The 13,888-nt window shown below is 64.0% G+C and carries 12 protein-coding genes; 8 read left to right on the top strand and 4 right to left on the bottom strand.

Annotation, left to right across the window (positions count from 1 at the left end; genetic code table 11):
- Positions 1-5 precede the first annotated feature (5 nt).
- The 5 genes from ACE3QM_RS04800 (at position 6) to ACE3QM_RS04780 (ending at position 3,696) form a co-directional block, all read left to right on the top strand.
- Positions 6-929: a branched-chain amino acid transaminase gene (locus ACE3QM_RS04800; RefSeq protein ID WP_374420624.1), complete on the top strand. Its 924-nt coding sequence runs from the start codon at positions 6-8 to the stop codon at positions 927-929.
- A gap of 48 nt (positions 930-977) precedes the next feature.
- The gene (locus ACE3QM_RS04795) at positions 978-1,178 is read left to right on the top strand and encodes a zinc-finger domain-containing protein (protein ID WP_048408587.1); all 201 of its coding nucleotides are present in this window, start codon (positions 978-980) and stop codon (positions 1,176-1,178) included.
- Positions 1,179-1,316: 138 nt separating this feature from the next.
- Positions 1,317-2,330 carry a lipopolysaccharide heptosyltransferase II gene (gene waaF / locus ACE3QM_RS04790; protein ID WP_374420622.1) on the top strand — a complete coding sequence of 338 codons (1,014 nt, stop codon included), beginning with the start codon at positions 1,317-1,319 and terminating at the stop codon, positions 2,328-2,330.
- Between the two features lie 82 nt (positions 2,331-2,412).
- Positions 2,413-2,961 carry a TetR/AcrR family transcriptional regulator gene (locus ACE3QM_RS04785; protein ID WP_231580953.1) on the top strand — a complete coding sequence of 183 codons (549 nt, stop codon included), beginning with the start codon at positions 2,413-2,415 and terminating at the stop codon, positions 2,959-2,961.
- A gap of 123 nt (positions 2,962-3,084) precedes the next feature.
- Positions 3,085-3,696: a hypothetical protein gene (locus ACE3QM_RS04780; protein ID WP_374420621.1), complete on the top strand. Its 612-nt coding sequence runs from the start codon at positions 3,085-3,087 to the stop codon at positions 3,694-3,696.
- 75 nt (positions 3,697-3,771) lie between these two features.
- Here ACE3QM_RS04780 and ACE3QM_RS04775 read toward each other — a convergent pair whose 3' ends face one another.
- From ACE3QM_RS04775 to ACE3QM_RS04760, 4 genes are read right to left on the bottom strand one after another with little or no spacing between them, the layout of a single operon-like run.
- Complete coding sequence (locus ACE3QM_RS04775) at positions 3,772-4,332, bottom strand: cob(I)yrinic acid a,c-diamide adenosyltransferase (RefSeq protein ID WP_048408591.1); 561 nt, start codon at positions 4,330-4,332, stop codon at positions 3,772-3,774.
- Complete coding sequence (locus ACE3QM_RS04770) at positions 4,325-6,622, bottom strand: hypothetical protein (RefSeq protein ID WP_374420619.1); 2,298 nt, start codon at positions 6,620-6,622, stop codon at positions 4,325-4,327. The genes ACE3QM_RS04775 and ACE3QM_RS04770 overlap by 8 nt, the downstream gene beginning before the upstream one ends.
- Before the next feature lie 2 nt (positions 6,623-6,624).
- The gene (locus tag ACE3QM_RS04765) at positions 6,625-7,047 is read right to left on the bottom strand and encodes a DNA polymerase III subunit chi (protein WP_048411492.1); all 423 of its coding nucleotides are present in this window, start codon (positions 7,045-7,047) and stop codon (positions 6,625-6,627) included.
- Positions 7,034-8,599: a leucyl aminopeptidase gene (locus ACE3QM_RS04760; RefSeq protein WP_048411491.1), complete on the bottom strand. Its 1,566-nt coding sequence runs from the start codon at positions 8,597-8,599 to the stop codon at positions 7,034-7,036. Before ACE3QM_RS04760 ends, ACE3QM_RS04765 begins: the two co-directional genes overlap by 14 nt.
- Before the next feature lie 201 nt (positions 8,600-8,800).
- Between ACE3QM_RS04760 and lptF the strand changes: the two genes are divergently transcribed.
- The 3 genes from lptF to ACE3QM_RS04745 are packed head-to-tail and all read left to right on the top strand — an operon-like array spanning position 8,801 to position 13,560.
- Positions 8,801-9,901 (top strand): LPS export ABC transporter permease LptF, encoded by a 1,101-nt coding sequence (gene lptF / locus ACE3QM_RS04755; protein ID WP_048411490.1) that lies wholly within the window; start codon positions 8,801-8,803, stop codon positions 9,899-9,901.
- 7 nt (positions 9,902-9,908) lie between these two features.
- Positions 9,909-10,985 carry an LPS export ABC transporter permease LptG gene (gene lptG, locus ACE3QM_RS04750; RefSeq protein WP_231461234.1) on the top strand — a complete coding sequence of 359 codons (1,077 nt, stop codon included), beginning with the start codon at positions 9,909-9,911 and terminating at the stop codon, positions 10,983-10,985.
- Between the two features lies 1 nt (position 10,986).
- The gene (locus ACE3QM_RS04745) at positions 10,987-13,560 is read left to right on the top strand and encodes a [protein-PII] uridylyltransferase (RefSeq protein WP_374420616.1); all 2,574 of its coding nucleotides are present in this window, start codon (positions 10,987-10,989) and stop codon (positions 13,558-13,560) included.
- Positions 13,561-13,888 lie beyond the last annotated feature (328 nt).

The raw sequence follows: 13,888 nt of genomic DNA, 5'->3' as shown, positions 1-13,888 counted from the left end.
CCAAGATGTCGATGGCTGATCGTGACGGATATATCTGGTATGACGGCAAACTGGTTGACTGGCGCGACGCCACCACCCATGTACTGACCCACACCCTGCACTACGGCATGGGCGTGTTCGAAGGCGTGCGCGCCTACGAAACCCCCAAGGGCCCGGCCATCTTCCGTCTGGAAGACCATACCGCGCGGCTGTTCCGCTCCGCCAAGATCCTGGGCATGCAGCTGCCGTTCACGCCGGAGCAGATCAGCCAGGCCCATCTGGACGTGGTCAAGGCCAACGGCCTGAAATCCTGCTATTTCCGCCCGATGGCCTTCTACGGCTCCGGCAAGCTGGGCGTGGCGCCGCTGAAGAACGACGTGCGCGTGATCGTGGCCGCCTGGCCCTGGGGCGCCTACCTGGGCGACGAAGGCCTGGAAAAAGGCATACGCGTGAAGACCTCCTCCTTCACCCGCCACCACGTCAACATCACCATGTGCAAGGCCAAGGCCAACGGCAACTACATGAACTCCATCCTGGCCAACAACGAAGCCACCGCCGACGGCTACGACGAGGCGCTGCTGCTGGACGTGGACGGTTTCGTGGCGGAAGGTTCCGGTGAAAACATCTTCATCATCCGCAAGGGCAAGCTGTACACTCCGGACCTGACCAGCGCGCTGGAGGGCATCACCCGCGATACCGTGGTGCAGATCGCCAAGGAAATGGGGCTGGAACTGATAGAGAAACGCATCACCCGCGACGAAGTCTACAGCGCGGACGAAGCCTTCTTCACCGGCACCGCCGCCGAAGTGACCCCGATCCGCGAGCTCGACAGACGCGCGATCGGCGACGGCAATCGTGGTACCATCACCGCCGAAATCCAGAAGCGCTACTTCGGCATCGTCAAAGGACTGGATGCCGAACACCAGCACTGGCTGACCTACGTCAATTGAGAAAAGCGAAGCCGCCCGCCCGCGCGAGCGGCCCGCAAGGAATACAGAATGGCTGAACTGAAAGAAAACACCCAACGCGTGATTGAAGTCACCCAGCACGACCTGCCGCTGCATTGCCCGATGCCGGACATGGTGTCCTGGAACTCCCACCCGCGCGTGTTCCTGCCCGTGCACAAGACCGGCGAAGCGCTGTGCCCCTACTGTGGCACCCGCTACAAGCTGAACGGCCCGGCAGGCAGCCACCACTAAGCCTGGCTCCGCGCCGGCAACGCAGCTAAGGTGTGGCGCGAGCCGCACCTTTTTTGCTTGCCGACCCGCTTCGTCGGCAAACCCAAGCCGGGCCGCCCTGTCGCGACCCGGTTTCGGTTTGCAATCGGAACATCTGCAATGAAGAAGAAAATTCTGGTCATCGGCCCCTCCTGGGTCGGCGACAGCGTCATGGCGCAACCGCTGTACCAAAGACTGCACCAACACCATCCCGAGCTGGAACTGCACGTGTTCGCGCCAGCCTGGACCCTGCCCTTGCTGGCGCGGATGCCGGAAGTGGCCAAGGCCCACCTCAACCCCTTCGGCCATGGCGCGCTGCGCCTGGGCGAACGCTGGAAAGTGGCGCGCAAGCTGGCCGCCGAGCGCTTCGATCAGGCCATCGTGCTGCCCAACTCGCTGAAATCGGCGCTGATCCCGTTGTTCGCCGGCATCCCGCTGCGCACCGGCTTCCTCGGCGAATCGCGCTACTGGATTCTCAACGACGCGCGCGAACTGGACGAGCAGGCGCTGCCGATGATGGTGGAACGCTTCTGCGCGCTGGCGGAAGACAAGGGCGCGGCCTTGCCGCGGCCGCTCAGTCACCCGCGGCTGGCCACCAATGCCACCAGCCAGCAGGCCGTCCTGGCCAAGCTCAAGCTCGACGCCAGCCGCCCGGCGGTCGCCTTCTGTCCCGGCGCCGAGTACGGCCCGGCCAAGCGCTGGCCGGCCAGGCACTTCGCCGAACTGGCGCGCCGCTTCGACGCCGCCGGCTACGCGGTGTGGCTGTTCGGCTCCGCCAAGGACCGCGAAGTCGGCGACGACATCAGCCGCCTGTCCGGCGGCCTGGCCGTCAACCTCTGTGGCGCCACCGGCCTGGAAGAAGCGATAGACCTGATGGGCCTGAGCACGCTCGCCGTCTGCAACGACTCCGGGCTGATGCACGTGGCGGCGGCGCTGGGCAAGCCGCTGGTGGCGTTATACGGCTCCTCCAGCCCCGACTTCACCCCGCCGCTGTCCGAACAAGCCGCCATCGTCTCTCTCAACCTGGATTGCAGCCCCTGTTTCGAGCGGACCTGCCCCTACGGCCATACCGATTGCCTGGAAAAGATGGAACCCGAGCGCGTCTGGCAGGCCGCGCAACCGCTGCTACCCTAAGCACAGCCCTCCAGCCCTCACTACAAGCCCAATAATAATGACCACAGACCACACCGCACCCGCCGAAGAAAACAGCCGCCGCATGGAGTTGATACGCGCCGCGGCGATGCTGTTCCGCGACCAGGGCTATGAGCGCACCACGGTGCGCGATCTGGGCAATGCGGTCGGCATGCAGTCCGGCAGCCTGTTCTACCACTTCCGCACCAAGGAGGAGATCCTGGTCGCGGTGATGGCGCTGGGCATCACCAGCACCACCGAGCAACTGAAGCGCGCCATCGACGAAGCCATCACCCCGCGCGCCAAACTGGCCGCGCTGTTCCGCGTCCATCTCAATTCGCTGCTGGGGGACAACCAGGCGGCGCTGGAGGTGATGCTCTACGAATGGCGCAGCGTGTCCGCCGCCGCCCGGCCCGGCCTGATCGTGCTGCGCGACCGCTACGAGGCGCTGTGGCAGCAAGTATTGGACGAAGCCGCCGCCGCCGGCCTGATCAAGCGCGACACCGCGCTGCTGCGCCGCACCCTGTTGGGCAGCCTGCATTGGTCGGTGCAATGGTATCGCTCCGAGGGAGCGCTGAGCGTCGATCAACTGGCCGAACACATGCTGGATTTGGTATTGCTGCCACAAACCTGACCCTTGGGACAGAAAAAATTCGGCAATCGACCGAAAAAGATTCTAGAATCAGCGATATAGGGCAACTGGGCTCTATACCGTCCTGGGCGGCGGCAACAGTATCCACGGTTTGGAGAGAGCGACATGGCAAGCACTGGCAGCATAGGCAGCCTCAACTCTCTGCAGCAATTGCAATCGCTGCAGAACACGCGGCCTGAGCAAAGAACGCTGGAAGAACCGCGCTCCGCCACTCCAGCGGTTTCACAGCAAAACGTCAGCCAGACCGCGGTCCGGCAGAATCCCGACACCGCGCGCGTCGAACAGCAGCTGCAGCGGCAGTTGAACACCGCGCAGACCAATGCCGCGCAAACCCGCAACAGCGAGCAGCAACGCGTTGGACAGGAGCAGGCCCAGGCGGCTACCCTGGCCAGTACCGCGACAGCCGTGCCCAACAACGCCGCCAGCAATGCGCCCCAAATTCAGCAGCGCGCCGCGGAAGCGGCCAGCGCCAACCGCGCAGCCAGCGCGCCGCCGCCGCAAGCTCAGCAGCGCCCCAACACCGCAACGGTGCAGGCCGCCAATGAGCAGCAGGCGGTGAACAACCAGGCGGAACAGCAGAACGACCAGGCCGCCAGCGCGGTGACCCGCTCGCAGCAGCAGAATGCTAGCGGCCAATTAGCGGTGACCCAGTATCAGGCGACCCAGTCGCTGCTGCAGAGCAGCACCAATAAGCCACGGGTATCGGAAGTCGCTTAAGACACGGTTCATGATGCGCTCCAGTTCGTGAGCGCTAAATACAAACGGCAATCCTTGCGGATTGCCGTTTTGCTTTCAAGCCTGGTCGGTCTTGCGCCCTGGCCGCCACAACACATCCGCCACGCCGGCCTGGCGGTTCAGATAGCGTGACAACACGAACAGCAGATCGGACAGGCGGTTCAGATAGCGACGTGCCGCATCGGAAACCGCCTCTTGCTGCGCCAGCGCCACCACCGCGCGCTCGGCGCGACGACAGACCGAGCGCGCCTGGTGCGTCAACGCCGCCGCCCGGGTTCCACCGGGCAGGATGAACTCCTGCAGCGGCGGCAAGTCCTCGTTCAGAAACGCCACCACGGCCTCCAGCGCCTGCACGTGCTCGGCGCCCAAAGCGCTGTAGCCGGGCACCGCCAACTCCGAGCCCAGATCGAACAAATCGTGCTGCGACTCGGAGAGCCAGGCCCTGGCCTCGTCCGGCAGCGTTTCCGCCAGCAACACCCCCAGCACCGAGTTCAGTTCATCCACCTCGCCCAGCGCGCGGATGCGCAAGCTGTCCTTGCCCACCCGGCTGCCGTCGCCCAGACCGGTGCTGCCGTCGTCGCCGGTACGGGTGACGATATGCGACAACCTATCACTCATCGCGTTTTCCATCCTTTTCAATCTTGCCCAAAGAATTGATGGTCTGGCGCAAGCTCTCCTTCAAGGCTTCGCCGAACAGCATCTCGTAATCCTCCTTGAGCTGATGCATCACCCCGGACAGCATCTGCTTGGCCTGCAATTCCAACGCATCCTGCAGCCACAAGGACAACTCCACCTTCATGCGCGGCAGCATTTTCTCGTACATCGACTGCAATAGCGCTTGCTCGTCTATCACTGCAACAGTGCCCGGCGGCGCATTGACCGCCTGCGGCGCCATCATCGCGGCAGCAGCGGCGGCCGACGCCACTTCGGACACATTCAGCACTTCCACCGCGCGCGGCGCGGCTGGCGCCGGTTCCGCTTCAGCCGTGGACGACATCGCCACCGCGGCCACACCGGCCGCCAATACGCCAGCGCCCACTACAGCGGCGCTCTCCAACGTGTCCGGCTCAGGAGTCGCGACTTCATCCGCAACGGCCTCCTCCGCGGCAAACGCCAGCTCTGGAATATCCTGGCCCGACGACTCCAGCCCAGGCTCAGGCACATGCTCCTCCGCCAGCGCGGGCGCGCCGGTAGCTGGCTCGGCCTCAAACACCTCTTGCGACGGTTCCCAGATCTGCTCGAGCACCGGCGGTTCCGCCTGCGAATCCGCGGCGGCGATATCCGGCACAGCCTCCTGCGCCAACGCCTCAGCGTCGAAAACGGCCTCGGGCAGCTCCAGCTCCCCCTCCGGCGGCGGCGCCCAGATCTGCGCCAATTCAGGCGACTCCACCATGAAATCCGTAGCGGGAATAGCCGACACCGCCTCCGGCGCCAGTTCCTCGGCGACGAAATCAGGCGCAACAGGCTCCAGGCTCGGCTCTGCCAGCAGCTCCGTCATGGCTTCCCCCGCCTCGGCGGCAACAGCGGGCTCGGACTGTTCCAGAGCGGATTCTTCCATCGACAAGGCCGATGGCTCGGCCAGCGATGGCTCGGCCAGCGATTCCTCGGCAGCGACTTCCGGCACCAATGCCTCGGCTGCGGCGACAGGCTCTGGCTGTTCCAGAGCGGGTTCTTCCGCCGACAAGGCCGATGGCTCGACCAGCGATTCCTCGGCAGCGACTTCCGGCACCAATGCCTCGGCGGCGACGGCTGACTCGGGCGACTCCTGAACAGGCTCCGCCAACGGTAACTCCGCCGCCTGTTGCGGCTGTTCCCAGATCTGCTCCAGCGCTTGCTCCACCGCTGACGGCTCGGCGGCAAAGTCCGCGGCCGGCATCTCCAATACCGTATCCGGCACCGGCTCCTGAACAGCAACAGCGGTTTCCGACGGCTCCAGCTCGGCTTCAAGCGCCAGTTCTTCCGCGGCGAAACCCGCCGCTGGCATATCCAGCGCCGGCTCGGCGGCCGGCGTTTCCACGCCGACAAGCGCCTCGGGAATCCCCAATTCCGGCTCCTGCTCCGGCTGCAGCGACAAGGCCGGCGCGGCCTCAGCAACAGCTTGCGGCGCGGCTGGCTCGAACCCGGCGCTTTCCGGCCAGTTCGGCAGCAGGCTGTCCACCTTGGTTTCCGGCCCCACCCCTCCGCCAAGCACGCCGGTGGGCAGGCTATCCAGGGAAATCGAGGTAAACGGCGTCGCGGCCGGCGGCATTGGCACGGGCCCTGGCTGGACCTCGGTGGCTTGGTCGAACGCAGCGTCGGCGGGCTGCGCCGCCTCCGCTTGCAGTACCGGGGCATCAGCCGGCTCCGACGCAGCGGCCTCCAGCGAGGCAACAGGGAAAGAGTCCTCCGGCAGCGCCAACGACTCGAAGTCGGCAGCGACTGCCGATGCGGGCTCAGCCGCGGCCGCCAGCGGCGGTTCGACCATCTGCTCAAGCCGTGGCTCCGGGCTTGCCACGGCCAGTTCCTCTTCCGCCGGCGTCAGCGAAAATTCAAAATCGCCAGCCCCTGCCGGCATGGGCGCGTCCCAGCCCGGCAGCGCCTGGTCCAGGCCCGGCTCGGAGGCGGAAACATCGCTCAGGTCCAGCGAGGGCAGCGAGGTCAGGTCCAGCAAGGGCTCCTCGCTGGCGGGCGCTTCCGCGATCAGGTCTTCAAGGCTCAGTTCGGGAATTTCCAGCTCGGCGGGAAGTTCTTCGCGCTGCGCGCCCAGTTGGTCGGCCAGCGCGTCCATTTCACTGGAAAAATCAAAATCGGGGATGTCGATGACTTCGTCGCCCAAGGTGGGCACTTGCGACTCGTCCACCACCTCGGTCAACACCGGCAGGTTGAGGCCGGACCAATCAGGCTCTTTGGGCTTTGACGGCTCGCTCATGGTCACTTATTGCTCATGTCGTGATGTTCGATTGCATAACCGCGCTCGCGATACGCCTTGAACCGCTGGCGCGCCGTGGCCAGTGACGCCTCATCGCGTCCGACTATCTCCAGAATACGCTCAAAGCGCTCCATCCGCTCCGGCAAATGCGAACCCAGGTTCAACAATACCGGGTGTTCCAGCGTGTCCGGCAGGCGGGCGGTCAGCCAGATCGGCGTGTCCGCCGCCTCGTCGGCGCCCAGCCGGCAATGCGGAACAAAGCGGGTATCGCCAAAGCTCCACAACTGCCGGCTGAAGGTTTCCAGCTGCTGCTCGCTGTCGAACCAGATCAGCAGCCGTTCCCCCTTGCGCATCACCGTGGCCGCCAGCAGGCAGGCAAAGCCCTGCGGATCGGCCACCTTGGTGTAAAAATCAATCCTGCTCATCGTCCACCGCTTCCGGGGCTTCGCGGCGAGGCCGGCCGCGACGCACCACATTGCCCAAGGCGATATCCGCGCGATCCTGCAGGAACTGCACCAGCAGCGGCACCGGACGCGCGGTGGCGCCCTTGTCCTTGCCGCCCTTCCAGGCGGTGCCGGCGATGTCCAGATGCGCCCAGTCGTAAGCCTTGGCATAGCGCGACAGGAAGCAGGCCGCGGTGACGCTGCCGCCCGGACGACCGCCGATATTGGCCATGTCGGCGAACGGGCTCTTCAGCATGTCCTGGTATTCGTCCCACAGCGGCATGTGCCAGGCGCGATCAGCCACTTCCTCGCCGGCGGCCAGCAGTTCGCGCGCCAGGCTGTCCTGATTGCTGTACAGCGCGGTGGCGATGTGGCCGAGCGCGATCACGCAAGCGCCGGTCAAGGTGGCCACGTCGATCACCGTCGCAGGATCGAAGCGCTCGGCATAGGTCAGCGCATCGCACAGGATCAGCCGGCCCTCGGCGTCGGTATTGAGAATCTCGATGGTCTGGCCGGACATGGAGGTGACGATGTCGCCCGGCTTCAAGGCATTGCCATTGGGCATGTTCTCGCAAGTCGGCACAATGGCCACCAGGTTCAGCGGCAGATTCATTTCCACCGCCGCGCGGAAGGCGCCCAGCACCGTGGCCGCGCCGCACATATCGTACTTCATCTCGTCCATGCCCTCGCCCGGTTTCAGCGAGATACCACCGGAGTCGAAGGTAATGCCCTTGCCCACCAGCACGATGGGCTTGTCGGCCTTGTCCTTGGCGCCGTGGTGGCGCAGCACGATCAGCCGCGCCTCTTCCACGCTGCCCTTGGCCACGGACAGGAAGGAGCCCATGCCCAGTTCGGCGATTTCCTTGGGCCCCAGGATCTCGGCGTCGGCGCCGAAGGCCGCGGCCAGCTGGCGCGCTTCTTCGCCCAGATAGCTCGGGGTGCAGACATTGCCCGGCAAATTGCCCAGGTCCTTGGCCAGCTTCATGCCGCCGCCAATGGCCAGGCCGCGCTGCAGGCCTTTTTCGCCGTCGGCCAAGTCGCTGCGGCGCGGCACCGCCAGCGTCAGTTTGCGCGGCTCGCGCACCGGCTCCTCGGATTTGCTCTTGAAGCGGTCAAAGCGGTACAGCGCGTCCAGCGTCACCACCGCCGCCTGCTCAATCATCCACTCGACATCGTGCTTCTTGACTGTCAGTTCGCTCAGGTAGCTGACCGCTTCCACCGCCGAGGTCTGGGTCAAGGCCTTGATCGAGGCGCGCACCGCCTCGCGGTATTCCTTGGCGCGGAACTCGCGCTCCTTGCCCAGACCCACCAACATCACCCTGTCGCACAGAGTGTGCGGCACCGAATGCAGCACCAGCGTGCTGCCCAGTTTGCCTTCCATATCACCGTGGCGCAGCACTTCGCTGATGAAGCCGTTGGAGATGCGATCCAGCAGATCGGCGGCGAAGGTCAGCTTGCGGGATTCGTATACGCCGACGATAACGCAAGCAACCCTTTGCTTTTCCGGACTGCCGCTTTTTATGTTAAATTCCATTGAGAACTCCCGTGTAGAGCGAGTGTCTGTTGCTCCACCTCTTAACCGGCCGTCGATGCACGGGTAGAATCCTGACGGCCCGGCCTTCCGGTGAAGACGGATTTTGTTGTTGATTCCGAAATCGTCCAATTTTGACGTTTCTGGATGGTCCCCGGAATTATCACAATGCTTTTCATGAAAAGTCAAAAAGGCACTGAATAAATGGTTTTTCAAAAAAGCCTGACACGCGAGCTGACTTTGAGCGCATTAGGCGTTTTCATCGTGTTGCTGGCGATTATCGTTTCCACCCAGGCGGTCAATCTGCTGGGGCGCGCCGCCGAAGGGCAGATGGCCAACGAAGCCGTTGCCGCGGTGCTGGGTTTCACTACGCTGGGCTTCTTCCCGGTATTGATGATTTTGACGGTTTTCGCCACCATTCTGGTGGTTTTGACCCGTATCTGGCGTGATCATGAGATGGTGGTCTGGCTCAGTTCCGGCCTGTCTCTCGGCGACTGGGTATGGCCGGTGATGCGCTTCACCCTGCCGCTGGCGGCGCTGATCGCCGGCGTCACCCTGTTCATCGGTCCATGGGCGGACCAGCGCAGCCAGGACTATGCCGAACAGATCAAACGACGCGAAGAAGTTTCCGCCATCTCCCCCGGCGTGTTCAAGGAATCGTCCTCGTCCAACAAGGTGTACTTCATCGAGAACTATTCCGGCGAGCACGGCGCGGCCACCAATATCTTCATGCAGGAAATCACCGACGGCAAAGTGGCGACGATTTTCGCCAAGTCCGGTTTTATTACCACCAAGCCGGACGGCGAGCGCGTGGTGGTGCTGGAGCACGGCCAGCGCTACGTCGGCGAGCCTGGCAGCGCCAATTACGAGGTCGCGGAATTCCAGCGCTACACCGCCGGCATCGGCGAAAGCCAGCAAATGCCGGGACCGTCCGGCAACCGCCAGGCCATCCCCACCGCTCAACTGTTGAGCCAGGACTCCGCCGACTACCGCGCCGAACTGGCGTGGCGGCTGTCGATGCCGATCAGTTGCGTGATCCTGGCGCTGCTGGCGATACCGATGTCCTATTTCAACCCACGCAGCGGCCAAACCTACAATCTCTTGCTGGCGCTGCTGGTTTTCTTCGTTTATCAGAACGGGCTGACCGTGGCTCGCAACTGGGTGGCCCAGGGCAAGGCCGGCGTCTGGCTGGTGCTGCTGGTGCACCTGGCCATGCTGGCGCTGGCGCTGGCGCTGCTGAGTTATCGCAACCGGCCCGCCCGCCCCATCGGCCAGGCCCTGTCCCTGCTGTTCCGTAAATCCTGATCCCGTCATGAAACTGATTCATCGCTACATCGTCGTCACCCTGAGCCAGGCGACCCTGTTCACCCTGCTGGCCCTGCTGGGCCTGTACGGCTTCTTCGACCTGCTGGCCGAAGTCCCCAGCCTGGGCAAGGGCAGCTATACCCTGGCCAAGATGCTGGGCTATGTCGCGCTGCTGATCCCCGGCCACGCTTATGAATTGATGCCGCTGGCGGTGCTGATCGGCGGCATGGTGGCGATGACCCAACTGGCCACCAGCAGCGAATACACTGTGATCCGCACCAGCGGCGTGACGCTGCCGCAAATCGCCGCCACCCTGCTGAAATTCGGCCTTGGCTTCGCGCTGCTCACCGTGCTGCTGGGCGAGGTGGTGGCGCCGCGCACCGGCCAACAGGCGCAAAGCCTGAAGCTGTCCGCCACCCACTCCATGGTGGCGCAGGAATTCCGCTCCGGCATCTGGGTCAAGGACAATCAGAACTTCATCAATGTCCACGAGATGCTGCCGGACACCTCCTTGCTGGGCGTGCGCATCTACACTTACGACGACAATTTCCGCCTGGTGCGCACCCGTTACGCCGAACGCGGCTCCTTCTCCAAGGACGAGCAGCAATGGCAGTTGATCAATGTGCGCGAAACCACGCTGGGCGCCGAACAAACGGTCAGCCGCCACTATCCGTCGCTGGCGTGGAAATCCATCGTCGAGCCGGAAATCCTGTCGGTGCTGCTGGTGGTGCCGGAGCAGATGTCGGCCACCGCGCTGCTGACCTATCTGGAGCACTTGCGCAGCAATAAACAGCAGACCCAACGCTACGAGATCGCGCTGTGGAGCAAGCTGTTCTACCCGCTGGCCTGCATTTCGATGGCGCTGGTGGCTCTGGCCTTCACCCCGCAGCAACGCCGCCACGGCCAGCTGGGCATACGCTTGTTCGCCGGCATCTGCCTGGGCGTGGCCTTCCACTTCGTCAACCGCTTGTTCGGCCATCTGGGCCTGCTCTACGACTGGAACCCCATCCTGTCCGCCACCCTGCCCACCCTGCTGTTCCTGATAGCCGGCGTCGCCATCATCGCCAGACAGGAAAGGCGCTGAGATGGGCTTGCCGACCACGGAAGCCCTCGCCCAATGGCGCCAGGACCTGGTCGGCAAGCGTCAGGCGCTGGCGGAGCAATACCGCCAGCAACATAATCCGCAGGAGTATCTGAAGCGCCATAGCCAGGCGGTGGACGCCATGCTGCAAACGCTGTGGGCGCAGTCCGGCCTGGACGGCGCCGCCAGCTTGATCGCGGTTGGCGGCTACGGCCGCGGTCAACTGTTCCCCTATTCCGACATCGATCTGCTGGTGCTGCTTTCCCAAGCGCCGTCATCGGAACTGGGCGAGCGCATCGGCGCCTTCATCAGCTTGCTGTGGGATGTGGGCCTGGAAATCGGCCATAGCGTGCGCACCGTGGACGAATGCCTGTCCGAGGCCAGCGGCGACATCACCATCGAGACCAATCTGCTGGAAAACCGGCTGATCGCCGGCGATGCCGCGCCATGGCGGCGCTTGAGCGCGCTGCTGGAGCGCCAGCGCGACCCGCTGGCCTTCTTCGAGGGCAAGACCCTGGAACAGCAGCAGCGCCATACCCGCCACTTCGGCGTCGGCAACAATCTGGAGCCCAATCTCAAGGAAAGCCCGGGCGGGCTGCGCGATCTGCACACCATTCTATGGATCAGCAAGGCGATAGGCCTGGGCGACAACTGGGACGCGCTGGTGCGCCGCGGCATCCTGACCCTCGCCGAGGCGCGGCTGATCAAGCACAGCGAACGCCAGTTGCTTAGCCTGCGCATCGAGCTGCACCTGCTGGCGCGCCGGCGCGAAGACCGGCTGATCTTCGATCTGCAGCAGCAGCTGGGCCGCGCGCTGGGCCTGCAGGACACGCCGGCCAAGCGCGCCAGCGAGCAGGCGATGCAGCTGTATTACCGCGCCGCCAAGACCGTCAATCAACTCAACGGCATCCTGCTGCCCAATCTGCGTGGGCGCATCTACTCCCAGGTACCACGCGTCACCCAGAACCTGAACGAGCGCTTCTACTCAGTCAACGGCATGCTGGGCATCCGCCAGCCCGATGTGTTCGAAAAACACCCGTCCGCGATTCTGGAAGCCTTCCTGACCTTGCAGCGCCACCCGGAGCTGAGCGGCTTCGCGCCGCGCATGCTGCGCGCGCTGTGGCATGCGCGCAGCCATATCAATGAACGCTTCCGCGCCAATCCGCGCAACCGCGAACTGTTCCTGCAGATGTTCCGCGAGCCCAATGGCCTGACCCGCGGCCTGCGGCGGATGAATCTATACGGCGTGCTCGGCCGCTACCTGCCCAATTTCGGCCACATCGTCGGCCAGATGCAGCACGATCTGTTCCACGTCTACACCGTGGACGAACACATCCTGATGGTGGTGCGCAATCTGCGCCGCTTCGCTAGCAGCGCCTTCACCCACGAATATCCGTTGATGTCGCGATTGATCAACGACTTCGAGCGCCCGGAAACCCTGTACCTCGCCGGCCTGTTCCACGACATCGCCAAGGGCCGCGGCGGCGATCACTCGGCGCTCGGCATGGTCGATGCGCTGGAGTTCTGCCGCCAGCACGGCCTGCCGCCGCAAGACGGCGAACTGGTGGCTTGGCTGGTGGGCCAGCACCTGACCATGTCCAGCGTCGCGCAGAAACAGGACATCTACGACCCGGAAACCGTGAGCCGCTTCGCCGAACTGGTCGGCACCCCGCGCAGGCTGACCGCGCTCTACCTGCTGACCGTGGCCGATATCCGCGGCACCAGCCCCAAGGTCTGGAATGCGTGGAAGGCCAAGCTGCTGGAGGACCTCTACCACGCGGCAATGCGCCAACTGGTGCGCGGCGGGCAATTGGACGTCGCCTCGGAGCTGGAGGAACGCAAACACCAGGCCCAGACGCTGCTGCGCCTGCACGCGGTGCCGAACGGCGTGGAAGCCGCCTTGTGGCAGCAGTTGGACACCGTCTACTTTCTGCGCCATGAGGCCAAGGAAATCGCCTGGCACGCGCGCCTGCTCAACCGCTTCGTCCACGCCGAGCAGCCCCTGGTGCGCGCGCGGCTGTCCGACGACCACGAAGGCATACAGGTGCTGATCTACACCCGGGACCGCCCGGAGCTGTTCGCCCGCGCCTGCGCCTTCTTCGGCCGCACCCATTACAGCATCGCCGACGCCAAGGTCTACACCACTCGCCACGGCTACGCGCTGGACACCTTTCACGTCTTCGTGCCCGAGCATCATGACGGCGATTACCGCGACATGATCAACTTCATCGAATTCGAACTGGCGGAGTGCCTGCGCCAGGAAGGCGAGCTGAGCCTGCCGGCCCAAGGCCGCATCAGCCGCCATCTCAAGCACTTCCCGATCACGCCGCAAATCCTGATCCGCCCGGACGACAAGGCCAGTTTCTACGTATTGTCCATCGTCGCCGGCGACCGTCCCGGCCTGCTGGCGCGCATCGCCAAGGTACTGTCCGACTACCGGATGAATGTGCAGTCCGCCAAGATCATGACCCTGGGCAGCCGCGCCGAGGACTCCTTCCTGATTTCCGGGCCTGGCCTCGGCGACGACAAGACCGTGCTGGCGCTGGAGAGCGCGCTGCTGGCGGCCTTGCGGCTGTAAGAACCCATTCAAAGCCTGCTGCGCTTCGGCGATACAAAGCGCTTACCGCGCATGACGGCTGTCCAGTTCCCGCCCTCTTTAAAATACTCATGCGCTCCATGAGCAAAACTGCTCGCTACTTCTCCGCTCATGCGCGACAGGCCTTGCATACATCCAAAGCGCAAGCTCAAATCCATTAGGCATACTCATTGCCACCATCAAACAAACTCATCTCTCTTGTATTTTTTTTGCGTTTTGCATACAGATTTGACGCTGATCAATAATTTACTTGTCATTACTTGCGGTTTGGGATTACACATTCAGCGTTCCCCATCGGGAGCAGCCCTTC

Origin of the sequence: Chromobacterium sp. (genome assembly GCF_041912965.1) — a bacterium.
In the GTDB taxonomy this organism is placed as follows: domain Bacteria; phylum Pseudomonadota; class Gammaproteobacteria; order Burkholderiales; family Chromobacteriaceae; genus Chromobacterium; species Chromobacterium aquaticum.
Note: the sequence above shows the minus strand (reverse complement) of the source record. Positions and strands in the feature narration are given on the sequence as shown.